The following is a 25,052-nucleotide window of genomic DNA, read 5'->3' on the forward strand; positions in this document are numbered from 1 at the left end:
GAGCAACTCGTTTCGATTCACGCGCATGACGGTATGTGTGCGCGAGTCGATCAGTCAAACAGGTCTCATTATGTGAGACCCAGCGGGTGCTCGAGTCCGTTCACCATGATGCGAGGATGGTGGTGTGTCATCACCGCATCAGTCCGTGCCACCGGCTAAATCGTCCCACACGCCCGCGGCGGGATCGGAGACGGGTAGTTCGCCGGAACCGACCGAGCCGAAGCAGACGGCGCAGGTCATCCGCATTACGCAGATGGCCTACCTCGGTGTGGTCGTACTGCTGTTCTGTGTCTTCTTCGCCTTCGTCGGCTGGCCGATCGGACTGTGGTGGCTGCTACTGCTCCCGGTCGCGGCGGCGGTGTGGATCGAACGCACGCGCACCACGGTGTCCGAGGACGGGCTGGATCTGCGCACGGTTTTCGGTTCGCGGCACCTCGACTGGGCACAGGTCGCGGGGGTCGGCATTCCGAAGCGCGGGTTCGTGCGTGCCCATCTCACCGATGACACCGAAGTGAAGCTGCCCGCGGTGAGCTATGACCGGTTGCGTGATCTGATCCGCGCGTCGAACGGTCGGATTCCGGATCTGTTCGCGGCGGAGGCGGCGGCGCGGGAGGCGGAGTACGCGGCGCGCGAGGCCGAGACCGAGTCGGCCGACACCGGGAGCCACGAGGCCGAAACCGAGACGGCCGAAACCAACGAGCGCTCAGACGCGACGAAGACCGACACCGAGGCACCTGCCACCGAGACCGAGGCGAGGACGGCCGACACCGAGGCGCGCGGGGCCGAGACGAAGAAGGCCGGAACCAACGGTCGCGAAGCCGAGACGAACACCGAGGCCAAGCCACCTGCCACCGAGACCGAGGCGCGCGACTCCGATTCGTAGCGGTTTACCGGTGGCGGGGATATCGACCGACGCCGGTAAGCTCGCCGACGGATGCGCGATCTGGTGACCGCGCCGGTCGGACAATCCCCCGCCCGCACTCACCAGACCTGTGGATACCGACGGTGCCGGAACCGACACGATGACACCGTCCGCGCCGACGACCACCCTCGCGGCGACATCATCCCGAACCACAGACCGATGGCGATCTGCGCCGTCGACCGCCACGAAAGGCCCGCCCGCGCGCAGGAGTAACGTGGTCGGTCGCTGAATTTGCTCATCGAGCGAACTCCGCGCAGTCGCACATCAGCCCCCGCGACCTCCCGAGGATTTACATGCCACCGCTTCGTTCACGGACAACCACCATCGGCCGCAATGCCGCGGGCGCACGCGCACTCTGGCGCGCCACCGGTATGACCGACACCGACTTCGGTAAGCCGATCGTCGCCATCGCGAACTCCTACACGCAGTTCGTACCGGGCCACGTGCATCTGAAGAATGTCGGTGAGATCGTCGCGGACGCGGTGCGCGCCGCGGGTGGTGTACCGCGGGAGTTCCACACCATCGCGGTCGACGACGGCATCGCGATGGGCCACGGCGGCATGCTCTACTCGCTGCCCTCGCGCGAGATCATCGCCGATTCGGTCGAATACATGGCGAACGCGCACACCGCCGACGCGCTGGTGTGCATCTCCAACTGCGACAAGATCACACCCGGCATGCTCAATGCCGCTATGCGCCTGAATATCCCGGCCGTCTTCGTTTCCGGCGGTCCGATGGAGGCCGGTAAGGCCGTTGTCGTCGGCGGTGTCGCACAGGCACCGACCGATCTGATCACCGCGATCGCGGCCAGCGCCAATATGGACGTCAGCGAGGACGGCCTGTCCGAGGTCGAGCGCAGCGCTTGTCCGACCTGCGGCTCCTGCTCCGGCATGTTCACCGCGAATTCGATGAACTGCCTCACCGAGGCGCTCGGACTCGCCTTGCCCGGCAACGGATCCACGCTGGCCACCCATGCCGCCCGTCACGCCCTGTTCGAGCGGGCGGGCACCGTGATCGTCGATATCGCGAATCGCTGGTACCACGAGGACGATGCGTCGGTGCTGCCGCGGAACGTGGCCGATGCCAAGGCCTTCCGCAATGCGATGGCGCTGGACGTCGCGATGGGCGGTTCCACGAATACGGTGCTGCACACCCTCGCGGCCGCGCAGGAGGGTGAGATCGACTTCGAGTTGAGCACCATCGACGAGATTTCTCGCAAAGTGCCGTGCCTGTCGAAGGTCTCCCCCAACTCCGACTACCACATGGAGGATGTGCACCGCGCTGGTGGCATCCCGGCGATCCTCGGCGAGCTGCGCCGCGCCGGACTGCTGGAGACCGACGTCACCACGGTGCACACCAAGAGCTTCGACGAATGGCTCGACACCTGGGATATCCGCTCCGGCAAGGCATCCGATGAGGCGCTGGAACTGTTCCACGCCGCGCCCGGTGGCGTGCGCACCACTGAGCCCTTCTCCACGAACAACCGCTGGTCCGCGCTCGATACCGACGCCGAGGGCGGCTGCATCCGCGACAAGGCGCACGCCTACACGGTCGAGGGCGGCCTGGTTGTCCTGCGCGGCAATATCGCCCCCGCCGGCGCAATCCTGAAGACCGCTGGAATCGATGAGGAGCTGTTCTCCTTCCAAGGCCCGGCCGTCGTGGTCGAATCCCAGGAGGAGGCGGTCTCGACGATCCTCGGTAAGAAGATCAAGCCGGGCGATGTGATCGTGGTCCGCTACGAGGGCCCCAAGGGCGGGCCGGGCATGCAGGAAATGTTGCACCCCACCGCATTTCTGAAGGGTGCGGGACTCGGCAAGGTGTGCGCGCTGATCACCGACGGCCGCTTCTCCGGCGGGACCTCCGGCCTGTCGATCGGTCACATGTCGCCCGAGGCCGCGGCGGGCGGTGCCGTCGGACTCATCGAAGACGGCGATCAGATCCGCATCGATGTCGAAACCCGGACCCTCGAGGTGCTGGTCGACGACGCGATCATGGCCGAGCGCCGCGCGAAAATGGATGCCTCCGAACGGCCTTGGCAGCCGGTCGACCGCATCCGCCCGGTCACCACGGCCCTGCGCGCCTATGCCGCGCTCGCCACCTCCGCCGACAAGGGTGCCGTTCGCCAGGTGCCGTAGTCCCGTCACGAAAACCAACGGCGTCCCTCGTGGCCACATGGGGGACGCCGTTTCCGTTCCATCCCAACAGCATTGCGGCGCAACGCATGTGCCTGCGTGCCCTGGTCGGCGTTCGCCACATGCACTTTCGTCGAGCGGGCATACGCACCAGCGCGATGCGAGGGCGTACGCGTCTTTGCCCGCTGATGGATGACAGTCGGGGGTGTGACGGTGTCTATCGGCAGAAACGTGGCATCCCTTGTACCCCAAAAAATATCGCCCAAAAACGAACGGCGCCCTTCGATACCGAAGGGCGCCGGTTGTGTGGACGGGTTACTTGAACGGGCCGATCCCGGTCAGCGGGTTGCCACCGTGCAGCCAGTACCAGGTGCCGATGGCGGCGGCTATGGCGAGAATGAGGACTACGAAGGAGCCGTAGGCGGGGCGGGTGGCCCAGCCGCGGTTGCGGTCGAAGGACAGGCGGCCGGGTCCGGTCAGGAGCAGGACGACGGCGGTGCCCGCGAGGATGGACTCCAGTTCCACACCGCTCTTGACCGAGGACTTGTACTGGAAGCCGGGGGTCATGCCCTGCTTCCACAGCCACGCGTCGATGATCACCGCCAGCACCGCACCCGCGGCGAGCGGCGTGGCCAGGCCGAGGACCAGCAGTCCGCCGCCACCGACTTCACCGGCGATGACCAGGATGGTCGAGAGGGTGGCGTGGTCCCAGCCGCCCGACGCCATCATGTCGCGGGTGTTGTCCAGCCCCTGGCCGTGGAACCAGGTGGTGAGCTTCTGCAGGCCGTGGTAGATGAAGGTGCCGCCGACGACCAGGCGCAGCACGAACAGGCCGAGGTCGAGGGTGCCGCGGCGGGCCTCGCCAGTGCGGCGGCGCAGCGGGCGGCTCGGCTCGCCGCCGGACGCGTTCGGGGCGGGCGGGATGCTGGCGTAGGAATAGGCCGCGGCTTCGTTCGCCCTGGCCTGCTCACCGACCGAGGGGATCTCCGGATCGAGCCCGAGTTCCTCCTCGGTGCGCGGCACATCCTTGGCTAGATCAGGGCCGCTCGGGGCGGTATCGGAGGACATTCTGGGCAGCACGCCGGTGGGTGAATCGTAGGGACTGGTCACGCCACGACCGGTGGACGACACCGCCGACTGCTCCTCCGTGGGCGATGCCGCGCCCTCGGTTCTGGGCGCGGATGTGTCTTTGGGCTCTTCGGTCACGGTCGATACCCTATGCGGCCTTGCGCCCGCGTGGGCGGTCTCGAGGCGACGGCGTGTCCGTTTATCGACCCGAAGCGGCACATCGGCCGCGGTTTCCGTAACGTCTGAACCATGAGTTTGGTTGTCGCGGGGCGTATCGCCCTGAGCCTGGCGCTCGGCTCCGTCCTGCTGGTCGGCTGCGCTCGGTTCGACGATTCCGCCTCCAGCCCGTTCACACCCGAACCGACCTTCAACCCCGCCGAACCCAAATCACCGCAGCAGAACCCCTCGCAGCGCCCACGTCCGACCGGCCCGTGCATCGATCCGGATCCGAATGTGATCACGACCTGCCTGGATTCCACCGCGGGCATCATCTCGCTCGGCGAGGATGCGCTGGTCACCGAGCGGCGCACCGGACGCATCTACAAGACCGTCGCGGTGGATCCGAGCGATCCGCAGTCGCCGCCGATTCTGGTCGGTCAGGTGGATGTGGACGGCTCCGGTGACGGCGGCATCTCCGATATCGCCCTCTCGCCGACCTACCGCGAGGACGGACTCATCTACGCCTACATCACCACCGGATCCGATAACCGGGTGGTGCGCATCGCGGAGAACGGGCCGCCGAAGACCATTCTCACCGGAATTCCGAAGGGGTCGGTCGGCAATCACGGTGCGCTGGAATTCATTTCGCCGACCGAACTGTTGGTGCTGACCGGCGATGCGGGCAATCCCGGTCTGGCAAGTGCGCCGTCGTCGCTGGCGGGCAAGGTATTGCGGATCAAGTCGCCGTCACCGGGCGCCAATGCGGAGGTCGTGGCGTCGGGCCTCGGCACGGCGGGCGATCTGTGCGACGACGGTAAGGACAGCGTCTGGATCACCGATCGCACCCCGACCGAGGATCGTCTGCAGCGCCTCGGTCGGGACGGATCGATCACCACCGCGTGGACTTGGCCGGATCGGCCCGGCGTGGGTGGCTGCGCGGCCGGACCCGATGTGGTGGCGATCGCGATGTCGGGGGCGAAGGCGCTGGCGATCGCGAATCCGGATGCGAACACCCACGCGATCACCGCGGCGCCGACGTTCACCGTGCAGGACAAATACGGCAGGCTCGGCGGTGCGGCGGCCGGTGCGGACGGCACCATCTGGGCAACCACCGTCAACAATGACGATAACCACGGGCCGTTCGACGATCGGGTGATCAAGGTCCCGCCGCCGTCGCAGGGTACCGGGCCGGACTAACCGCGCCGATAACCAAGTGGGCGGGTCCTTCAGGACCCGCCCACTTCACGTTGGCATCGTTGGAAAACCGCCGGTGCGGACCGAACTCAGGCGCAGGCCTCGAGCACGAGCTCACGCACGCGAGCCGCGTCGGCTTGGCCGCGCGTCGCCTTCATGACGTCGCCGACGATCTTGCCGGCGGCCTGCACCTTGCCCGAGCGGATCTTCTCGGCGATATCGGGATTGGCCTCGAGCGCCTTCTGTACCTCCGCCTGCAGCGCGGTCTCGTCGCTGACCATGCCGAGGCCTTTGGTCTCGACGATCTTCGCCGGATCACCCTCGCCCGCCAGCACGAAGTCGACGACCTGCTTGGCGACCTTGTTGTTCACCGTCTTCGATTCGACGAGCTTGATCACCTCCGCCACCTGGGCGGGCGTGATCGGCAGTTCCTCCAGGGAAACCTCACGCTCCTTGGCCTTTTCGGTGAGGTAGGCGACCCACCACGAGCGGGCCTCGTTGACCGGAGCGCCCGCATCGACGGTCGCGATGATCAGGTCGAGCGCTCCTGCGTTCACCAGGTCGCGCATGACCTCGTCGGACAGCCCCCAGTCGGACTGGATGCGCCCGCGGCGCAGCCACGGGTACTCCGGGATCGTGCCGCGCAGCTGCTCTACCCAATCCTCCGCGGGCGCAACGGGTTCCAGGTCCGGCTCGGGAAAGTAACGGTAGTCCTCGGCGGTCTCCTTGCGGCGACCGGGCGAGGTGGTGCCGTCGCTCTCATGGAAGTGCCTGGTCTCCTGCACGATCGAACCGCCGTCGACGAGAATGGCGGCCTGGCGGCGCATTTCGAAGCGGACCGCGACCTCGACGCTCTTGAGCGAGTTGACGTTCTTGGTCTCGGTGCGGGTGCCGAATTCCGTTGCGCCGATGGGCATCAGCGAAACATTGGCATCGCAGCGCAGCGAGCCCTGCTCCATTTTGACGTCAGAGACCTGGAGCGACTTCAGAACTTCACGCAGCGCGGTCACGTAGGCGCGCGCCACTTCCGGTGCCCGCTCCCCAGCACCGGTGATCGGCTTGGTGACGATCTCGATGAGCGGCACGCCGGCCCGGTTGTAGTCCAGCAGCGAGTGACTCGCGCCGTGGATGCGGCCGGTCGAGCCGCCGATGTGGGTGGACTTGCCGGTGTCCTCCTCCATATGCGCGCGCTCGATCTCGACACGGAAGGTGCTGCCGTCGTCGAGGACCACGTCGAGGTGACCGTTGGTGGCGATCGGCTCGTCGTATTGGCTGATCTGGTAGTTCTTCGGCTGGTCCGGGTAAAAGTAGTTCTTGCGCGCGAACCGGCCCCACGGAGTGATCGCGCAATTCAGGGCCAGCCCGATCCGGATCGCCGACGCGACGGCCTGCTCGTTCACCACCGGCAGCGAGCCCGGCAGACCGAGGCACACCGGACACACCTGGGTGTTCGGCTCCGCGCCGAACTCGGTCGGACAACCGCAGAACATCTTGGTCGCGGTGTTCAGCTCGACGTGAACCTCCATCCCGAGCACCGGCTCGAACCGGTCGATGACATCGGCATAGTCCATCAAGTCGACGGTGGGTGCACTCATAGCGATCAGTCTATTGACCCGCCCGCCGCCCCCGCCAAGCGGTCAGCACCCGCCGTGTCTCTCGCGACCGCATCGGCCCGGTGACTGCAGAGCCGTCGCATAACCGGTGCGCTCCTCGCAGAAGGTGGAGCTTCTGCGAGGAGCGCACCGGTTATGCGGTAGCGCTCTGGCCGGGCGGTTCAGTCAGCGGGGTTGGGTGTGTTGGGTGAGCCAAGTGGTGGTGTAGGTGAGGACGTCGGGGGCGATGGTGGTTTCGATGGTGGTGTATTCGCTGGGGAGGCCGGAATTGGCGGGTTGCATGAAGTGGTTGAGGTCGGGGAAGACGTGGACGGTGGCGTCCGGATCGGCGCCTAGGCGGTCCCGCATCGGTTGTTCGTTCTGGGTGGCGAGGACCTGCATGTCTTTGGTGCCTAAGAAGGCCAGAACCGGGATGCGCAGGGCGGAGAGCGCGGCGGCCGGGTCGTAGGTGATGAAGGACGCCATGTACGTGGTGTTGTAGGCGTCGAGGGTTTCCGCGGAGGCGCGCTGGTTCGGCGGAAGGGATTCGTTGTGGCGGTAGGCGAGGTCCTTGGCGGCGGCCAGGTCACCGGAGCGGATCAGGTTGGTCCAGTCGGTGATGTAGGTGACCTGATCATCGATTCGGGACTGTGGTGCGCCTGCCACGCTGAGCAGTGCGCGGTTCTGCTCGATCAGCACCTCCCAGCCGGGTACAGAGGGGCCCGCCATCAGGATCGCGAAGGCGACTCCGCTGTCTGGGCGGGATGCCACCAGGGGCGCGAGATAGCCGCCCTCACTGTGGCCGAACAGTCCGACGCGGGCCGGGTCGATATCCGGGCGGGCGCGTAGGAAGCGCACGCCGGCGGCCGCGTCCTCAGCGAGATCGTTGTAAATGGCGTCGTCGAGATTGCCGCTGGTACCGCCGACGCCGCGGTCATCGGTACGCAGTACGGCATAACCCGCACGGGTGTAGGTGTCGGCCAGCAGCAGGAAAGGCTTGTGGCCCATGAGTTCTTCGTTGCGGTCCTGGGGGCCGCTGCCGGAGATCATCAGGATTGCCGGGAAGGGGCCGTTGCCCTCGGGCAGGGTCAGTGTGCCCGCGATGGTGATATCGCCGTTGCGGTAGGTGACGTCTTCGGAACGGTAGGGGTACGGCGGTTTCGGCTCCTGCGGATGCGCGGACGTCCCGATCTTGCCGGGCTCGAGCGTCAACGGCAGGCTCTGGCCAGCTTGCCGGAACTCACCGCTGATCCGGTTGGCCCCCTTGTCGAATTTGCCCTCGAACACCGCATCACCCGGAGTGTTCGGAATCGCGAACGCCACCCGATCCGGTTCGGCGGAAACACCTTTCAGCTCCGCGCCGTTCACACCTTGCGACGGGATGTCGATGGTGGCGCTGCCGTTATCGGCGAAACGCACCCCCACCGCCAACGGCGCGTCGGGCACCTCGATGGACCCGTGCCAATCCCCGGTCAACGACCGGGTCTGGCCCTTATCCGATGACGAACACCCCACCACCAACGCAACGATCAGGACCAGAACCGAGACGAACCATCGCCCAGTGCGCATGCCGCAACACTACCGATCCGCGCGCCCATATCGGGCGAACTCGGGCACACATTGCGGCCCCGGCATTACTGCCGTCCTCCGATAGCGCGGTCGCGCCGCCTCGAAGTATCCAGCAGCATCGTGGGCGATTGCCGCCCACGAGCGCATGACTGCCCAGCGACCCGACATGAGCCACGGCCGAGCCTGTTTCGAAGATCGAACGTCGGTCAGTTATTGCGATCAGCAATCCTGGGCTCGCACCGGCGTTCGGATCGCCAGACGCGAACCGAGAACGATGGGCGGCTATCCGCACCCCTGTGCGCGTGCCGAACCAGACGGATAGTCGCTGCCATTCGGCCCGGTCAGCATCGCCTCAGCAGGTGAATTGCCCTCCGCGCCAGCGGAATGCGGGGCGATCCGCACGCCGTGCGCACCGCCCCCGACAATCGCCTCTCTCCGCCTGGACAATGACCGTTCCAGCAGTCCAATCGCTCCCCGAGCCAGGGCACCGCAGGGGGCCGACCTTCACGCCCCGCGGGCGTATCGGACTGCGGCGGCGATCGCGTCCATATCGAGTTCGAGGGTGGGGTCGTCTTCTTGTGCCTCTTGGAATTCCAGCATTGCGTCCGACACACTGCCGCGGCGCGCGATGGCGAGGAGTTCACGGCGGACGTAGGCGCCGAGCGGGAGTTCGGCGGCGCGGGCGCGCCGGCCGAACATGCCGAGGGCGTCGGCGGGCAGATCGTAGACCTGGATGAGGGTTACCGCATCGGAGTCGAATTGCGGGGTCAGATCGCGGCCCTGGGCTTCCAGGAATTCCACGATCGTGTCCACGGAAGTTCGCCGATGCGCCATTGCGATCAGTTCCTGACGGACCTGAGCTTCGATCGATATGCCCGCGATGCGAGCACGGCGGCGGAATACGGCGACAGCATCGGTGGGCAGGTCGGATACCTGGAGTTGAGCCACGACGACCAGAGTAGCTGTGCACCAAGGAATTCGGCAGGTCTCGATTGCGCAACAACCGCCGGAATCAGCCGAAGAATGCCTCGGCTTCGCGGTAGCGCTCCTCGGGCACGCGCTTGAGCTGCTTGGTGGCCTCGGACAAGGGAACCAGATCGATGGAAGTGCCGTGCAGAGCAACCATTTGGCCGAATTGTCCGGCATGTACGGCTTCGGCGGCATGCAGACCGAACCGGGTCGCCAGCACCCGGTCGTACGGGGTCGGGCTGCCGCCGCGCTGGACGTGACCGAGCACGGTGGTGCGGACCTCTTTGCCGATTCGGCGTTCGATCTCGGTGCCCAGCTGCTGTGCGACACCGGTGAACCGTTCGTGGCCGAATTCGTCGATACCGCCCTCGCGCAGCGCGAATCCCGAATCGGGGGCCGGGTGCGCGCCCTCGGCAACCACGCAGATGAAGTGCTTATCGCCGCGCTGGAAGCGGCGCTTGATCGTCGAGCACACCGCGTCCACGTCGAAGGGCACCTCGGGAACCAGCGTGAGGTGCGCGCCGGCCGCCATGCCCGAGTTGATCGCGATCCAGCCCGCGTGGCGGCCCATCACCTCGACCAGCATGACGCGCTGATGCGATTCCGCGGTGGTGTGCAGCCGGTCGATGGCCTCGGAGGCGATGGACAGCGCGGTGTCGTGGCCGAAAGTGACATCGGTGCAGTCGATGTCGTTATCGATGGTTTTCGGGACCCCGACCACCGGGACGCCCTCGTCGGACAGCCAACTCGCGGCGGTGAGCGTGCCCTCGCCGCCGATCGGGATCAGTGCCTCGATCCCGTTGTCGTCGAGGGTGCGTTTGATCTGGTCCAGTCCGGCACGCAGTTTGTCGGGATTGGTGCGAGCGGTGCCGAGCATCGTGCCGCCCTTGGTGAGCAGGCGGTCGGTGCGATCGTCGTTCAGAATGGTGATCTTTCGGTCTTCGAGTAGACCACGCCAGCCGTCCTGGAAGCCGATGATCGCATCCCCATAGCGTCCGTTCGCGGTGCGAACGACGGCACGGATGACCGCGTTCAGTCCTGGACAGTCGCCGCCTCCGGTCAAGACTCCGATACGCATGGCGCATATCTTGCACCGCTTCGCGCGATCGCGCGGTCGCACCCCCGTGAACACCGCGTAACGGCTACGACTCAATACACATAGACGATGGCGTTCTCACCGCCGGTGCAGGTTGCGAATTGGTCACCGGCCGTGCAATTCATCTTGTAATCCCGATTCTTGATCGGGCTGTGCGCCATGACCGATCGATCGGTAATGCTGTTGTCACCGCCATTCGCGTACGCCTTGCGCACCTCCTCGGCGAAGGCGCAACTGGTGACGGTGGTGCCGATCGCGGACGAGGTGAAACGGCCGAGCGCCGGATACAGCTGAGCGCACGGTTTCGCACCGGCGGGCAGGTGTGCGGGCATGGTCGTGGTCGTCGGTTGGCCGGAATGTTCGCTTGCGTTGTGCACCTGCCAGCCGACAATCCCCCCGATCGCCAGGACCACAAGCAACGCGCCGATCCAGACGATGCGCATCGATCGACGCGCAGGAATGGGTGTCGGATCCGGTGGATATGGTGCGTCGGATTGGGGCATCGGCATGCCGACGGTTCTCGACAGTGCCTCGGTGGTCGCGTCGTGCGGTGGCATATCGCGGCGCATCGGATCCGATGAGTGTCGGCGCACGAGCGTCGGCTCGAGTCCGGTGATCTGCTGCGGTCCGCTCGCCGAGGCCGGACCGCCCGTCTGCCGCGGCCCGCTCGACTGCTGCTGGTCACCTGATTGGTGCGGCCCTCCCGACTGCTGTGAATCGCCCGCCTGCTGCACCCGGCCTAGCGACTGCGGACCAGCTGGCAGCTGCGACCCACCCGCCTGCAGCGGACCACCCGCCCGGGGCGGGCCACCTGCCTGCAGCGGGCCATTCGACTGCTGCGACGCACCAGACTGGTGCCCGCCTGTCAGCTGCGACCGGCCCAACTGTTGCGACCCACCTGCATGCTGTGGACCGGCCGACTGCGACCCGCCCGACTGCTGCGGCCGGCTCGGCGATTGGCGCGCGGCCGTCGATTCCGGTCCGAAGGTCGGGAAGATGATGGTCGCTGGGGCCGGTTGTGGGTGCTTGGAGATCTGGGCGGTGGGCAGGTCCGAGTTCGGCACGGAGGATGTGCCCGATACTGCGGCTCTGGCTGCCGAGGCGAGCGCACCGGCCGTTGGGTAGCGGTCGGCGGGTTCCTTGGCCATGCCGCGGGAGATGACCTCGTCCAGTGCGCCGGGCAGTCCGGCTCGTTTGCTGGTCGGGCGGGGTGGTGGTGCCGAAAGGTGGGCTCGGATGAGCGAACTCATTCCGTCGGCCGGAAAAGGTTGTGTGCCGGTGAGGCATTCGAACAGCACGCAGGCGAGGGAGTAGACGTCGGCGGTGCCGCTGATCGGGGCGGTGTCGAATCGTTCCGGCGCGATGTAGCTGTAGGAGCCGATGGCTTGGCCGGTCGCGGTGACGCTGGGGTCGCGCTCGGAGCGGGCGATGCCGAAGTCGGCCAGGTACGCGAAATCCGAAGGGGTGACCAGGACATTGGCGGGTTTGACGTCGCGATGCACCAAACCCTCGGCATGCGCGGCATCGAGGGCGGCCGCGACCTGTTCGATGATGCCGACCGAACGGGTGGGGCTCAGCGGGCCCTTGTCGCGCAGCACCGAGCGCAGATCGCTGCCGCGGACCAGCCGCATATCGATATAGAGCACTCCGTCGATCTCGCCCCAGTCATGAATCGGGATGACATGCGGTTCGGCCAGCCGTGCCGCAACCCGGGATTCGTGCCGGAACCGCTGCTGGAACCGTGGATCGCCGGCCAGCGCAACGGGCAGCAATTTTACCGCGACCACCCGGTCCTTGACCGTGTCGTACCCCTCGTAGACCTCCCCCATCCCGCCGCGGCCCAGCAACGCACGCAATTCGTAGGGTCCGAATCGCGTACCGGCCCGCGACTCCGTTTCGTCCACCCCGTTTACCTCCACCTTGCGGTCACGACCCGGCCGTGGTCCTGCGACCTCACCCGGTACGTCGGGATTCTCGGGTGCCGCCGTTACCCGGTCAAGTGTGCGCGCACGTCGCCTGACGGCGCTCAGGATCGACGGCCGATGCCGAGCGGACCGCGAACTCCTCGATCAGCGCCAGGCCGAGTCGCGCCGGTGGATATTTCGCGGAAGCTCCGCGCCCCCGATTGATCTACCCCGTTACCTCCACCTCACGGCCCGCGGCTGTGCGGCCGCACCCGATGAGTCCAGATTCGAGGTTGTGGCCGTTACCCGATCAAGGGTGCACGCACACCTGGCCGGACCACAGCCGGTTAGGAACAGCTGCCGCCGGAGAGTTCGTCGAGGTGCTGGGAGATGACCGTGGCCAACCGATCCAGGATGCTTATTCCGTCGGAGAGGGTGCCCGAATCGGGTTGGGTGGCAATGGCGACCGCGATCTGGCCAGCCGGGCCCTCGATCAGACCGAATTGGCGGACCAGATAGGCGCCGGAGGTGTCGGGACCCCAACCGCCCTTGAATTCCGCGCCCTTGAGGTCACCGAGGCCCCAGCGCTGACTCGACGTGATCTGTTCCATCAGACCGATCACGTCCGTGCTCTGCGGTAGGCATGGCAGCCGGGAGGCGAACCGAACCTGTTCGGTGAGCGCCCAATCCGCCTGGCCGAATGCGGAGACGTCCGAGCGCGTCTTGGTGGCGGGCACCGTGGTCTTGGTATCGCCACCCTCGCGCAGCACGGCCTCGACCGCTTTGGCCGCCTCTTGGCCGGTGCCGAGTGACTGCCAGAGCGTATCGGCCGCGGTGTTATCGGATTGGGTGATCGCCGCTGTCGCCGCGTAGCTCGAGCTCGCCGAACTCTTCCGCTGTGCAGCGATGACCAGCGGCACCTTCATCGTCGACCAGGCGGGTCCGCTGGTCCAATCGCCAAAGGTCACCATCTTCTGGCCGCCGACCGCCATGACCGCCATACCCAGCTTGCCGCGCGCACTCAACTGCAGTTCCTGGAAACCAGCGGCCAGCGTGCCCGGCACGGTGAACGATAGCTGCTGCTGGTCCGTATGTGCGGCGGCCGCGGTGATGCTGGGCTCCGCGGAGTGCTTGTCGGCGTCGGTGCCGCATCCGGCCACAACGAGGAGTCCGGCCAGCGCAGTGCCGGCTACCGCTTTCCGCAGGCGCCGGGATAGCTCAAAATACATACTTCGACACATTCTCGTTTCGAACTCGCCCAGGTTCCGATGTCAACACGGCATCCAGACACCGTACTTGGCATCGACACCGAGCGCCCACCGCAACCGCGGCGGCACCGCCGAACCCCGAACAGTGACAACGGCTTACAGCGTGGTCAACAGGCATGTACACCGTCAAGTGCCCGCTCGCTGCGGCTGGCCGTCCAGGACTGCGTACCGCCGCCCTCATCCGCGAACTCCTTGTGATCATCGCCTCAGAAAGTACTCGACGAACCCCGACACAACCCACTTTTCCTGGTACCAGGGGTACTGCACGTCTTGAAGGGATGGGCGTGTCGCCCTGGCGCACAGACTCGAACGCGGCGCAGGATAGTTCGATGGAGCTGACTTCGGTACACATCGATAAGCCGGACGATCTCAATGTCATCATCGGACAGGCCCACTTCATCAAGGCGGTCGAGGACCTGCACGAGGCATTGGTCGGGATCAGTCCGCATCTGCGTTTCGGGTTGGCATTTTGTGAGGCTTCCGGGCTGCGGCTGGTCCGGACCTCCGGCAATGACGACGAGCTGACCGAGCTCGCCACCAAGAATGCCGCCGCGGTCGGCGCGGGGCATTCGTTCATCGTTTTCCTGCGTGAGGGTTATCCGGTCAATGTGCTCAATGCGGTGCGGCAAGTCCCTGAGGTCTGTGGAATCTTCTGTGCCACAGCCAATCCGGTCGAGGTGTTGCTCGCCGTGACCGAATCGGGGCGCGGAATCATCGGAGTTGTCGACGGGGATACTCCGCTCGGCGTCGAAGGCCCCGGCGATAAGGAAGACCGCAGACAGCTGCTGCGCCAGATCGGTTACAAGTTGTAGCAGGACGCCGTCGGTCAGTGACCGGCGGCAGGGGTGGGATCGACCCGCAGGACACAGCGGGTGGTGGTGTAGATAGTCGGCATGCATTCGTTGCAGTGGATACATGCCGATCGGGTGCTCTGGTCGGCTTGGATTCGGAGCAGGAGGTCTGGTTCGCGTAGGAGGGCGCGGCCCATGGCGACGAAATCAAAGCCCTCGGCCATTGCCGTGCGCATTGTGTCGAGGTCGGTGATGCCGCCCAATAGGATCAATGGCATTGATAGTTCTCTGCGGAATTGACGGGCGCGTTCGAGTAGGTAGGCATCGCGGTACGGGTACTCGCGGAGGAATGCGCGGCCCATCAGGCGGAACCCCCAGCGTGCCGGAGCGGGAAGGACTTTCGCGAATTCCTTGCGCGGAGCGGCGCCGTGGAACAGGAGCATCGGATTGAGCAGGGAGCTGCCTGCGGTGAGTTCCAAGGCATCCAGTGCGCCGTCCGATTCCAGCCAGGCGGCCACCCGCAGTGACTCCGGGAGTGAAAGGCCGCCGCGCACACCGTCTTCCATATTCAGCTTCGCGGTGACGGCCAAGCGGCCGCCGACAGCTTCGCGCACCGCTACCGCGACCTCGCGCGCGAGCCGGGCACGGTTGGCCGGGGAACCGCCGTAACGATCCTTGCGCCGGTTCAGTAGCGGACTCAGGAAGGAACTCACCAAATAGTTGTGGCCGAAGTGGATTTCGACCGCATCGAAACCCGACTGCTCGGCGAGCCGCGCAGCATTCGCGTAATCGGCTATGACCGTGGCGATTTCGGACAAGTCCGGAACGTGCATCGGGCGCATACCGAGTGGGCTGAACATTCGGCTCGGCGCCAGTGCCGGTGCGCGATTGGATGCGGCATTGGCCACCGGTCCAGCATGGCCGATCTGGGCGCTGACGGCGGCACCTTCGGCGTGCACGGCGTCGGTGAGTTCGCGCAGTCCCGCAACGGCTTCCGGGCGCATCCAGATCTGGTGCCGGTCGGTGCGGCCACCCGGCGATATCGCGCAGTAGGCGACCGTCGTCATACCCACGCCGCCGGCGGCGATTTCGCGATGGAAGTCGATCAGTTCGTCGGTGACCAGTGCGTCCGGTGTTCGTCCCTCGAACGTCGCGGCCTTGATCACCCTGTTGCGCAATGTGATCGGGCCGAGTGTGGTCGGTGCGAATACTTCGTTCATCATTTCTCTCCTGGCGCGGTCAGTCCGGCGACCACGAAATCCCGCAGCGTGCGGACTGCCTCGTCCGACAGCTCACGCTCCTCGCTGCCGACACCACCGAACTGCACGATGATCAGGTCGAACGCCAATCCCCAGCGCCGCCGACTCTCGCGTTCGCTCAGCTCCGGCAGCAAGCCGACCCAGGCGTCCATGCGGAACCAGTGCCGACGCCACATCGTCGGGTGCCGACCGAGGACGAATTGGGCCAACAGCCGCAGGTGCAGCCGCCCGACAGGATCGGCCGCCAATCCGACGAACGGCTCGATCACCGCATCCACCAGCGCCGACACCGAACCGTGCGCGGTTGTCACCTCGGTCAGCCGTTCGGCCCACAATGACCCGAGCCGATCCTCCAGCAATGCCGCGACCAGCGCTTCCTTCGAACCGAAGTGATAGTGCACCGCAGCGGGATTTGCCCCGGCCGCCGCGCAGATCGCCCGCACCGAGACATCGTCGTACCGCTCGGTCAGCAAGAGACGCTCGGCCGCCAGCAATAGCCGCTCGCGCGTGCCCGCCGCGGCTGCCTGTTCCACCATGACTGAAGTCAACCACGTTCCCATCATCGATTCAATCATTGATTGAATCGATGATTGCCGACTGCGCGAGGCCTAGCATGGGAGCTACCTCCAGAGCTCCACGCGAGGAGAAGTGACCAGCTCAGGACGGGAGCATGATGAGCCAGCACGTCACCTACCGGAGAATCTATGAAGCGCCGATTCCGTCGGACGGCACCCGCGTGCTCGTCGATCGGGTCTGGCCGCGCGGGATCCGCAAGGAGGACGCGCACCTCGACGAGTGGATGCGCGATATCGCGCCGTCGACCGAACTGCGCAAGTGGTACGGACACCAGCCCGAGCGGTTCGTCGAGTTCCGTCGCCGATATCTGGCCGAGCTGCGCGATACTCAGCACCGCGCCGCCGTCGCGCAGCTACGCGACATCGCCCGCGAACATCCGGTGACGCTGTTGACCGCCACCCGCGACGTCGACCACAGCCAGGCCGCCGTCCTCGCGAACTGGATTGCGGCAGGGGCGAATTCGCCGGACTGATGCGTCGGGACCTAGCCGGCGTTACGGGCGGTGCCGCGGTGAGCGGGCACGCTGGTGGGATCCTCCGGCCACGCGTGCTTGGGGTAGCGACCGCGCAGGTCACTGCGAACCTGCGGCCAGCCGGTACGCCAGAACGACGCCAGATCCGCGGTAATCGCGACGGGGCGTTGGGCGGGTGAGAGCAGGTGCAGCACGATCGGCACTTGCCCATCGGCCAGCGACGGTGTCTGCGTCCAGCCGAAGACCTCCTGCGCCTTGACCGCGAGCACCGGCGGGTCAGTCGAGTAATCGAGACGGACGCGACTGCCGGATGGCACCGGCAGACGCTCCGGCGCGAGTTCGTCCATGCGCGCGGCATCGGGCCACGGCAGTAGGCGACGCAATGCCTGTCCCGCGTCGATACGTTCGAGGTCGGCGCGGCGGCGCGCCGTCGCGAGTTCGGGGCCGAGCCAGGCGTCGGCATCGGCCAGCAGTGATTCGTCGTCGACCCGCGGCCAGGGGGCACCTAGTGTGCGGTGCAGGAAGTCGAGGCGTTGACGGAGGGCGACCGCGTCGGAATCCCAGTGCAGCAGAGTGAGTCCGGTCGAATTCAGGCCGCGTCGCACTGCCGCGCTGAGCAATTGGCGATCAGGATCACGAATCTGTAACTCCGACAACACGATCGCGCCCAGTCGTTCGACCCGCCGGGCAACGACGTCATCGTCGACCCAATCCACCTCGTCCACAATCTCCAGCAGACTCGATCCCGCACGTCGGGCGAGCTTTTCGTCAGCGACCGCGGCCGACCGGATCCGCCCGTCGGAATGCCCCGGATCGCGTGTCGCCACCGCGACCGCCACCCATTCCGCATCACCCAATCCGGAACCCGGCGGCAGGGTCACCGCCGTACCACCCGCCATCAGATAGCTCGCCGAGCCAGGACTACGTCGCCGTGCCAGCCGCTCCGGATGTGCCAATGCGACAACGAAAGCCGGATCGTCGTCGCCATCCGTCGCGTCGACCAACCGCGACAGACGCTCGACCTCCCGCCGCCAGCGCGGCGGCCGCTCACGCCGCAACGCGCGCAGACCGGCCACGAGATCGACGCCGGGCACGAGGGTGTCATCGTCGAGGACCGCGACAACTTCCGCCGCCGCCCGGGTGCCGACCTCGGCGGCACCGTCGAGCAGCGCTCGTGCCAATCGGGGATGCAGTCCGACTCGTGCCATGTGTCGCCCGCGCTCGGTGACTTCCCCCGCTGCGGTCACGGCTCCCAACGCGCGCAACACATCTCGGCCAGCGGCCAATCCGCCCTGCGGCGGTGCGTCCCACCACGCGAGGCCATCGCCATCGGGTGTGCCCCAACACGCGAGCTCCAGTGCGAGACGCGTCAGATCCGCCGTGCGAATCTCCGGCACCGGATAGGCAGGCAGGGTGCCGTTCTCGTACTCCGGCCAGCAGCGCCATACCTTTCCCGGAGCCTCGCGCCCCGCGCGCCCAGCCCGCTGCTCGGCGACGGCAGCCGAAACCCGTACTGTCGCAAGGCCGGACAACCCACGTCCCCGATCGATGCGCGGCACCCGAGCCAGCCCCGAATCCACCACGGCGCGCACCCCGGGCACCGTCAAACTGGACTCGGCCACCGCGGTGGACAACACGACGCGCCGCCGCGAACCCGGCCGCAACGCGATATCCTGCCCGGCGGCGGAAAGCCTGCCGTGCAGCGGAACCAGATCCGCATCTACATCGGCCAAAAGATCCATGGTCCGGCGGATTTCGGCTGCTCCGGGTAGGAAGACCAGCACATCGCCGTCGGCCCCGACGAGCGCCGTCCGCGTGGCGCGGGCCACCTGCGCTTCGCTCCGTTCCCGCGGCAACGACGGGACATATGTCGTCTCCACTGGATAGGCCCGCCCCCGCACCGCCAACACCGGCGCACTACCCAGCAGCACCGAAAGACGTTCGGCCGCAACAGTTGCCGATGTGGCGAGCACCCGCAGATCCGGCCGCAAGCCGGCCCGCGCATCCAGTAGCAACGCCAACAGCAGGTCCGCGTCGAGGTGCCGCTCGTGACATTCGTCGAGGACAACGACATCCGCGCCCGCCAACTCGGGATCGCCCTGCAACCGCCGCACCAGCAACCCGGACGTCACAACCTCGATCCGGGTCCGGGCACCGACCCGCCGATCTCCCCGGACCGAATACCCGACCGTCTCCCCTACCGACTCACCCAACAGCGCGGCCATCCGCCCCGCCGCCGCTCGCGCCGCCAAACGCCGAGGCTCGGCCACCACCACCCGCCCGAGAGTCTCCAACGCCAGCGGCACCAATGTCGTCTTCCCGGTTCCCGGCGGCGCGACCAATACGGCGGCGCCACGCTCGGTCAATGTCGCGACAATGCGGTCGAGCGCGCCACGCACAGGCAGATCAGGAAGCTCGGGCAGTTTCATTGCCAACCAGTCTGCAGCCCGGCACGAAGAACCTGAACCTCACCCCGTGATGGCAATCTCCGGCGCGCGGGCGGTGCCGCGCTGACATCGGTGCAGACGACTCCGATCGGGAACCGGGAATTCTCAACGTGAGCACCTGCGCTAACGAGCACCCGCTGACCAAGTACGCGCCTACAACGTGTTGTGGGTGCCCTCAGCAGCCAGGCGACCACATTCGGCCGAGCTGGATCCCGTACCGACGCCCACGTCACCGCTCCGACGGCGCGTTTTGGCCCGCTTCTGATGAAATGCCTTGTGCGGCACTAATACCCACGCTCACGTAGGGTTCGCTACGATGGAGATGTGCGGATCGGAGTAGGGCTCTCCACCGCGCCCGGAGCGTGGCAGGCAGGAGCGGAAGCCGCAGCGCACGCCCGCGATCAGATCGCGGGCGATACGCCGTCGCTTGCTGTGCTGCTGGCATCACGAGCACATACCGACGATGCCTCGGCCGTACTCGCCGGAGTCCACCAGACGGTCCGGGTGCCCGCACTCGTCGGATGTGTGGCGCAGGCGATCGTAGCCGGCCGCCGTGAGATCGAGGACGAGCCCGCAGTGGTGGTATGGCTGGCATCCGGATTGCCCGCCGCCGAGACATTCCAGCTCGACTTCGTCCGCACTGCGACTGGGGGGCTACTCGCGGGCTACCACTTCGACCAGGCCACACGCGACTTCCATCTGCTGCTACCGGACCCGTTCTCATTCCCCGCCGACATTCTGCTCGAGCACCTGAACACCGATCTGCCCGGCATCACCGTGATGGGCGGGCTGGTCAGCGGCACGCAGGGGCCGGGCGGCTGCCGGCTGTTCCGCGACCACGATGTGGTGACCTCCGGCGCGGTCGGCGTGCGAGTTCCCGGACTGCACGGTGTCCCCATCGTTTCGCAGGGCTGCCGACCGATCGGCTATCCGTATATCGTCACCGGCGCGCGTGGCGCGCTGATCACCGAATTGGGCGGCCGACCGCCGATCGTGCGGTTGCGCGAGATCGTCGAGGTGCTGCCACCCGACCAGCAGGAACTGGTGACACACGGGTTGCAGATCGGCATCGTGGTCGACGAGCATCTGGCAGTACCCGGACAGGGCGATTTCCTGATACGTGGCCTGCTCGGTGCCGACCCGTCGAGCGGCGCGCTCGAGATCGGTGAGCTCGTCGAGGTCGGCACAACCGTGCAGTTCCAGGTCCGCGACGCGGTGGGGGCGGACGAAGATCTGCGGGCGGCCCTCGTCCGAGTGGGTTCGGACCTGCCAGGACACCCGGCGGGTGCGTTGCTGTTCACCTGCAACGGACGGGGTCGCCGGATGTTCGGGGTCGCGAACCACGACGCCGCCCTGATCGAGGACCTGCTCGACGGCATACCGCTCGCGGGCATCTTCGCCGCGGGCGAGATCGGTCCCATCGCCGGCCGCAATGCGTTGCACGGATTCACGGCATCGATGGCGGTATTCGTCGAATGAGGGTCGACCTGCGGGTCTACGCCGAGCTGAACGATTTCCTACGGCCCGACGAGCGCTACACGGTGCTGCGTCGACCGTTCCGTCCGCACCAGAGCGTGAAGGACGTCATCGAGGCGGCCGGTATCCCGCACACCGAGGTCGACCTGGTTCTGGTCAACGGGCAACCGGTCACCTTCGGCCAGCGCCCCGGCGACGGCGATCGGATCACCGCCTATCCCGTATTCGAGACCCTGAACATCGGCCGGGTTACCAGGGTGCGTCCACACCCACTGCGCGAGCCGCGCTTCGTCGCCGACGTCAATCTCGGCAGGCTCGCCAAGCTGATGCGGCTGATGGGCCTGGACGTGCACTTTCGGTGGGACGCCGACGACGCCGCACTCGCTGAGCTATCGGCGACCGAGCACCGGATCCTGCTCACCCGCGACCGTGGACTGCTGAAACGGCGCAACGTAACTCACGGCATGTACATCAGATCGGACCAGCCGGTCGATCAGATCGTCGAGGTGATCCGACGGCTGGATCTCGTCGAGCGCTTGGCGCCGTTCACCCGCTGCCAGCGCTGTGGTGGCGCTGTTGTCGCGGTCGACAAAGCCGAGGTCGAAGATCGGCTGCAACCGCTGACCCGCCGCCATTACGACACGTTTCGGAAGTGCCGCACCTGCGGGCGGATCTACTGGCAGGGCTCGCACCAGGTCCGACTCAGCGCCACGGTGGAGGCGATCCGCACCCGCCTGAACCAATCCTTTCTGTGTCAGTAGAAGTATTTCGGCTGGAACTTGCGATATGCCACCTCCGAGAAGTCCGGAGTCAGTGTTAACGCTAGGGAGGCGAGCGTCTCTAGGGGTGCCCGAGCTCGTCGTCCCGTTCTTCGAGCGTCTCCACGAGGGCCGAGGCGATGAGGGCCACGGCCCGATCATCGTCGTGGGCAAGTTGCTGCAGGGTATCCAGCGCGATGGTTCCCGGCATCTCGGCGAGTGCCTGGGTCAGTCGTATCCGCACCGCCGAGTTCGCTGGGTGTGCGGTGAACTCGTCGACCAGCGCTCTCATGATCCGGTCCGCCCACTTCGCGTCCCGCGCCAACATTCCCAAGAGCTCAGCCGCCTCGACATCGTTCGGACCCTCGACCACCGTGCCGACAAGTTCCGGCACAGCCCGGGTCACACCCCGCGCACCCAGTGCGAGAGCAGCATGTCTACGGACCGTCGCGTCCGCGTCCCCGAGCGCGTCCGTGAGCACCGCGGTCGCCTCGTCGCCCGGTAGCTCGGCGAGTGCCAGGACGGCGCGCCGCCGGACCACTACATCCTCCGAGACCATGCCGGATGCCACGCGGGCCACACCGTCACCGCCAGCCCGTGTGAGGGCCCACCGCAGGGCCCCGGCAACGTTCGGATCGGATTCGATGAGAACCGCCTCGGCAAGCAGCTCGGCGGGCACCGACACGTCCTCGGCCGAGGCCAGGACGGCCTGCTGCCGCCGGGCGGCACTCTGCGAACCGAGTCCGTGCAGGAGCTCGACGATACGCAAGACGTCTTGCCAGTCGGAGGGCTCGGCCGCATCGACCGTACGGAGCCGCTCGAGGAGTTCTCGCTCCCGGTTCAGTCGTTCCTCGGTCTTTCGGATGAGGTCGCCGACCAGTCCGGACGGGGTGAATCCGGGACCGTCGAGAGCGCGTCCGATCTGGCTCAGTGACAGTCCCAGGGATCGCAGCCCCTCCACATGGAAGATCCGCCGGATGTCTTCGGCAGAGTATTCCCGGTAGCCACCCACAGTGCGGCCCGTCGGTCGTACCAGCCCGAGGGAGTCGTAGTGCCTGAGCATCCGGGCGCTCACCCCCGAGCGGCGCGCCACCTCACCGATCAGCACGCAGTTGTCTCCTCCCGGTCCGGACCGAGCGCAACGACCCGTCTCGCCGCACCGACGGCGAGGTCGAATCCGGCATCCGGGTCACGCATGAGCCGTTCCGTGGCGCTCACATGCGCACGCACCGTCGGGTCATGACTTGCCATCGCCTTTCGGAGGACCGGCTCGACCACATCTCCGAGCGCGACGAAGGCACGGCTCAGACTCAGTCGGACCTCCCGGTCACCGCGGCCGAATTGCGAGGCCAGCTCCTCGGCCAGCCCTTTCTTCTCCCCGTCGGGCACGAGAACGACAGCAGCGCGCCATGCACTCCGCACGACCTCGTCGTCGGCGTCGTGCAGCAATGACCGCGTGATCGCGGGCCACGCGTCCCTGTCCCCGATCTTGGACAGCGTGTGCAGCGCTTGGCTCCGGGCCTGTGCGCGTTCGGAACGGAGTTCCGCGCGGAGTTTCGGAACCGTGATCTCCGATGGGAGACGGGTCAGCGCCCACGTGAGCATGTCGCGCACATAGAAGTCCGGCTCGATCGCGCACCGTTCTACGAGCGCATCGACGAAACCGGGCTCGGGATGCGTGCCGACTGCCAGAGCCGCCTCGAGCCGCGTCGACGAGTTCTCAGCCGCCAATGCGTCGAGCAGTCGCATGTCCTGTGGATTCCTGTGTGTCGAGTTAATGGGGACCACCTCCGACAGCCAGTGAAGGCCTTCACACGGTGACAATGTCAAGCGCACGGGCGACACGTCGTGGACATCGCTGTACGCCACCGTCTCATTGGTGGCCCGATGCACTCTTCTGCCGCTGGGCACTCGATCCCTGGACGGTGCAGCGGACGCGGGCAGCGGGGCAGCACGTCGGTGCGTTAGCAGTGGGGCGGCTCGGAGGTGCGTTATCGTCGGCTTCCTAAGGGACATGCCAGCTGCCCGACGGACAGTCTGCCCCGCCGTTCAAAGCTGATCTGCAGTGGGTATCAGGGAGGAATTGTGGACATTACCGAGCTGATCCTTGATGACCACCATGAGCAGCGGCGGCTGTTCGCAATCCTGGAGCAGATCGACAGCGCGGAGACCGGGGTGCTTTCCGCGATCTGGGACAGGCTGGCCGCCTTCCTCGAGCTACACGCGCAAGCGGAGGAGGAGATCTTCTACCCCGCGTTGCTGCAGGCGGGTATCGCGGCCCGGCGCGCAGGCGGGGTCGAGGACGAGACACTCGACGCTATCCACGACCACAACCAGATCAGGGACGCGATCGCCGAAGCGGCGCATCATCAGGTCGGCACCGATGGCTGGTACGCGGCCGTCGCGGCAGCGAACACGGCCAACAGCGATCACATGGCCGAGGAAGAACGCGAGGGCCTCACCGACTTTCGCCGGCTGGCCGGGCTGCCGCGCCGCCATCAGCTGGCAGTCGCGTTCGCCGCTTACGAGGCGCGCAACTACGCCGGCGTCCAGCCCGTGGACAAGGATCCCGTCAGCTACGTCCGCGAAGCAGAGAAGAAGGTGCGGACCGCTGCGAGCGGATCGCTGAGTGTCGGCACCCTGAAGCGGAACTGACCCGGAAGACAGTCAGTACCGCAACATTCCTCAACGCCGCATTCCGCGCTGACCGAACCGGCGAACGCGGGACGCCCGAACAGCAACGCGCCGAGGCCATCTCGGGCCGTTGCAGTGGCCGACTAGCACTCGCAAGAGTGGCCACTGTTCCCACTGGCCGGCGTGGCTGTGCGACTACTACTCCGCGAGGCGTTCACCGCAGCGGGCGGCGTTCATGAGGACCGGGACGACAGTCTCATGAGTCGGTCGTACCCGTTGGAGAGCTCTGCTGTCTCACCGGAGTCCGAGCGCTGCCGAACATCCTGCCCAAGGGCCCCAACCCTGAGCGGAGAGCACCCGCTCGGCGACGGCGATCTGCTGCTCACGGGTAGCTCTATCGGCAGTCTGCCCATACGCGGCACCGCCATATGCGGCCCAGGTACCCGGCGCGAACTGCAGTCCGCCCTGAAACCCGTTGCCAGTGTTGATACTCCAATTACCGCCCGACTCACACGCGGCGAGGCTGTCCCATTCCTGATCGGTAGCGGCGGAAGCTTGGCCAACATATGCCATGCCGGCCCCGCCGATGATCGCGCTGGTGGCGACGATCTTCTTGAGTGGGGTGCCCAGAGCGCTCATATCTCAGTTCCTTTCGAGTCAGCAAACCTATACAGGTGTCCAAGCATGAAAGGTGATAACTGGATCTTTTGGAGCCGTTCGAGTGTGTGCAGGACGCGGTGAGTTCGAGCGACAGTCCTCGATATCG

Annotated in this window: 20 protein-coding genes and 1 pseudogene; 8 read left to right on the forward strand and 13 right to left on the reverse strand. The window is 66.5% G+C overall.

Features of this window, described 5'->3' with window-relative positions; all coding sequences use genetic code 11:
- Positions 1-124 precede the first annotated feature (124 nt).
- Positions 125-883, forward strand: coding sequence for a PH domain-containing protein (locus OIE68_RS22025; RefSeq protein ID WP_327101231.1), 759 nt, complete (start codon positions 125-127; stop codon positions 881-883).
- Positions 884-1,215: 332 nt separating this feature from the next.
- Entirely contained in the window at positions 1,216-3,057 is a 1,842-nt protein-coding gene (ilvD, locus tag OIE68_RS22030) for a dihydroxy-acid dehydratase (RefSeq protein WP_327101232.1), read from the forward strand.
- 312 nt (positions 3,058-3,369) lie between these two features.
- Here the strand turns inward: ilvD and OIE68_RS22035 are convergent, their stop codons facing one another.
- Entirely contained in the window at positions 3,370-4,260 is an 891-nt protein-coding gene (locus OIE68_RS22035) for a DoxX family protein (protein ID WP_327101233.1), read from the reverse strand.
- A 111-nt stretch (positions 4,261-4,371) separates the two neighbouring features.
- Between OIE68_RS22035 and OIE68_RS22040 the strand changes: the two genes are divergently transcribed.
- Entirely contained in the window at positions 4,372-5,478 is a 1,107-nt protein-coding gene (locus tag OIE68_RS22040) for a PQQ-dependent sugar dehydrogenase (protein ID WP_327101234.1), read from the forward strand.
- Between the two features lie 86 nt (positions 5,479-5,564).
- Here the strand turns inward: OIE68_RS22040 and gatB are convergent, their stop codons facing one another.
- The 6 genes from gatB to OIE68_RS22070 all read right to left on the reverse strand — a co-directional run bounded on the left by gatB (position 5,565) and on the right by OIE68_RS22070 (position 13,834).
- Positions 5,565-7,070: an Asp-tRNA(Asn)/Glu-tRNA(Gln) amidotransferase subunit GatB gene (gene gatB, locus OIE68_RS22045; RefSeq protein ID WP_327101235.1), complete on the reverse strand. Its 1,506-nt coding sequence runs from the start codon at positions 7,068-7,070 to the stop codon at positions 5,565-5,567.
- A gap of 183 nt (positions 7,071-7,253) precedes the next feature.
- Positions 7,254-8,636, reverse strand: a complete 1,383-nt coding sequence (locus OIE68_RS22050; RefSeq protein ID WP_327101236.1) for an alpha/beta hydrolase family protein — start codon at positions 8,634-8,636, stop codon at positions 7,254-7,256.
- Between the two features lie 504 nt (positions 8,637-9,140).
- Complete coding sequence (locus OIE68_RS22055; protein ID WP_327101237.1) at positions 9,141-9,584, reverse strand: hypothetical protein; 444 nt, start codon at positions 9,582-9,584, stop codon at positions 9,141-9,143.
- A 64-nt stretch (positions 9,585-9,648) separates the two neighbouring features.
- Positions 9,649-10,683: an ATP-dependent 6-phosphofructokinase gene (locus OIE68_RS22060; RefSeq protein ID WP_327101238.1), complete on the reverse strand. Its 1,035-nt coding sequence runs from the start codon at positions 10,681-10,683 to the stop codon at positions 9,649-9,651.
- Positions 10,684-10,754: 71 nt separating this feature from the next.
- Positions 10,755-12,605, reverse strand: coding sequence for a serine/threonine-protein kinase (locus OIE68_RS22065; protein WP_327101239.1), 1,851 nt, complete (start codon positions 12,603-12,605; stop codon positions 10,755-10,757).
- 347 nt (positions 12,606-12,952) lie between these two features.
- Complete coding sequence (locus OIE68_RS22070; RefSeq protein ID WP_327101240.1) at positions 12,953-13,834, reverse strand: serine hydrolase; 882 nt, start codon at positions 13,832-13,834, stop codon at positions 12,953-12,955.
- A gap of 368 nt (positions 13,835-14,202) precedes the next feature.
- On the opposite strand from OIE68_RS22070, the gene OIE68_RS22075 reads away from it, so the two are divergent.
- Entirely contained in the window at positions 14,203-14,685 is a 483-nt protein-coding gene (locus OIE68_RS22075) for an adenosine-specific kinase (RefSeq protein WP_327101241.1), read from the forward strand.
- A gap of 14 nt (positions 14,686-14,699) precedes the next feature.
- Here OIE68_RS22075 and OIE68_RS22080 read toward each other — a convergent pair whose 3' ends face one another.
- Positions 14,700-15,884 carry an NADH:flavin oxidoreductase gene (locus OIE68_RS22080; RefSeq protein WP_327101242.1) on the reverse strand — a complete coding sequence of 395 codons (1,185 nt, stop codon included), beginning with the start codon at positions 15,882-15,884 and terminating at the stop codon, positions 14,700-14,702.
- The gene (locus OIE68_RS22085) at positions 15,884-16,459 is read right to left on the reverse strand and encodes a TetR family transcriptional regulator (protein WP_327101243.1); all 576 of its coding nucleotides are present in this window, start codon (positions 16,457-16,459) and stop codon (positions 15,884-15,886) included. Before OIE68_RS22085 ends, OIE68_RS22080 begins: the two co-directional genes overlap by 1 nt.
- 134 nt (positions 16,460-16,593) lie before the next feature.
- Between OIE68_RS22085 and OIE68_RS22090 the strand changes: the two genes are divergently transcribed.
- Positions 16,594-16,971, forward strand: a complete 378-nt coding sequence (locus OIE68_RS22090; RefSeq protein WP_419150730.1) for a DUF488 domain-containing protein — start codon at positions 16,594-16,596, stop codon at positions 16,969-16,971.
- A gap of 11 nt (positions 16,972-16,982) precedes the next feature.
- Here the strand turns inward: OIE68_RS22090 and hrpB are convergent, their stop codons facing one another.
- Positions 16,983-19,400 (reverse strand): ATP-dependent helicase HrpB, encoded by a 2,418-nt coding sequence (gene hrpB / locus OIE68_RS22095; protein ID WP_327101244.1) that lies wholly within the window; start codon positions 19,398-19,400, stop codon positions 16,983-16,985.
- Positions 19,401-19,742: 342 nt separating this feature from the next.
- Here hrpB and OIE68_RS22100 point away from each other — a divergent pair, with 342 nt between their 5' ends.
- Positions 19,743-20,897 carry an FIST signal transduction protein gene (locus tag OIE68_RS22100; protein ID WP_327101245.1) on the forward strand — a complete coding sequence of 385 codons (1,155 nt, stop codon included), beginning with the start codon at positions 19,743-19,745 and terminating at the stop codon, positions 20,895-20,897.
- A complete protein-coding gene (locus tag OIE68_RS22105; RefSeq protein ID WP_327101246.1) occupies positions 20,894-21,655 on the forward strand; it encodes a Mut7-C RNAse domain-containing protein in 762 nt (253 codons plus the stop codon). Before OIE68_RS22100 ends, OIE68_RS22105 begins: the two co-directional genes overlap by 4 nt.
- A 79-nt stretch (positions 21,656-21,734) precedes the next feature.
- Here the strand turns inward: OIE68_RS22105 and OIE68_RS22110 are convergent, their stop codons facing one another.
- A complete protein-coding gene (locus tag OIE68_RS22110) occupies positions 21,735-22,760 on the reverse strand; it encodes a MerR family transcriptional regulator (protein ID WP_327101247.1) in 1,026 nt (341 codons plus the stop codon).
- A complete protein-coding gene (locus tag OIE68_RS22115) occupies positions 22,754-23,401 on the reverse strand; it encodes a HEAT repeat domain-containing protein (protein ID WP_327101248.1) in 648 nt (215 codons plus the stop codon). Before OIE68_RS22115 ends, OIE68_RS22110 begins: the two co-directional genes overlap by 7 nt.
- 336 nt (positions 23,402-23,737) lie before the next feature.
- Here OIE68_RS22115 and OIE68_RS22120 point away from each other — a divergent pair, with 336 nt between their 5' ends.
- Positions 23,738-24,307: a hemerythrin domain-containing protein gene (locus OIE68_RS22120; protein ID WP_327101249.1), complete on the forward strand. Its 570-nt coding sequence runs from the start codon at positions 23,738-23,740 to the stop codon at positions 24,305-24,307.
- A 279-nt stretch (positions 24,308-24,586) separates the two neighbouring features.
- Here the strand turns inward: OIE68_RS22120 and OIE68_RS22125 are convergent.
- Positions 24,587-24,925, reverse strand: a pseudogene (locus OIE68_RS22125) (transglycosylase family protein); the annotation flags it as partial.
- Positions 24,926-25,052: the final 127 nt, after the last annotated feature.

The sequence above is a fragment of the Nocardia vinacea genome (assembly GCF_035920345.1).
In the GTDB taxonomy this organism is placed as follows: Bacteria; Actinomycetota; Actinomycetes; order Mycobacteriales; family Mycobacteriaceae; genus Nocardia; species Nocardia vinacea_A.

Coding starts and splice junctions, on each gene's coding strand:
- ilvD (WP_327101232.1), top strand. CDS start 1,216: ATGCCACCGCTTCGTTCACGGACAACCACCATCGGCCGCAATGCCGCG.
- OIE68_RS22040 (WP_327101234.1), top strand. CDS start 4,372: ATGAGTTTGGTTGTCGCGGGGCGTATCGCCCTGAGCCTGGCGCTCGGC.
- gatB (WP_327101235.1), bottom strand. CDS start 7,070: ATGAGTGCACCCACCGTCGACTTGATGGACTATGCCGATGTCATCGAC.
- OIE68_RS22050 (WP_327101236.1), bottom strand. CDS start 8,636: ATGCGCACTGGGCGATGGTTCGTCTCGGTTCTGGTCCTGATCGTTGCG.
- OIE68_RS22060 (WP_327101238.1), bottom strand. CDS start 10,683: ATGCGTATCGGAGTCTTGACCGGAGGCGGCGACTGTCCAGGACTGAAC.
- OIE68_RS22070 (WP_327101240.1), bottom strand. CDS start 13,834: ATGTATTTTGAGCTATCCCGGCGCCTGCGGAAAGCGGTAGCCGGCACT.
- OIE68_RS22075 (WP_327101241.1), top strand. CDS start 14,203: ATGGAGCTGACTTCGGTACACATCGATAAGCCGGACGATCTCAATGTC.
- OIE68_RS22080 (WP_327101242.1), bottom strand. CDS start 15,884: ATGAACGAAGTATTCGCACCGACCACACTCGGCCCGATCACATTGCGC.
- OIE68_RS22085 (WP_327101243.1), bottom strand. CDS start 16,459: ATGGTGGAACAGGCAGCCGCGGCGGGCACGCGCGAGCGGCTATTGCTG.
- OIE68_RS22090 (WP_419150730.1), top strand. CDS start 16,594: ATGATGAGCCAGCACGTCACCTACCGGAGAATCTATGAAGCGCCGATT.
- hrpB (WP_327101244.1), bottom strand. CDS start 19,400: ATGAAACTGCCCGAGCTTCCTGATCTGCCTGTGCGTGGCGCGCTCGAC.
- OIE68_RS22105 (WP_327101246.1), top strand. CDS start 20,894: ATGAGGGTCGACCTGCGGGTCTACGCCGAGCTGAACGATTTCCTACGG.
- OIE68_RS22115 (WP_327101248.1), bottom strand. CDS start 23,401: ATGCGACTGCTCGACGCATTGGCGGCTGAGAACTCGTCGACGCGGCTC.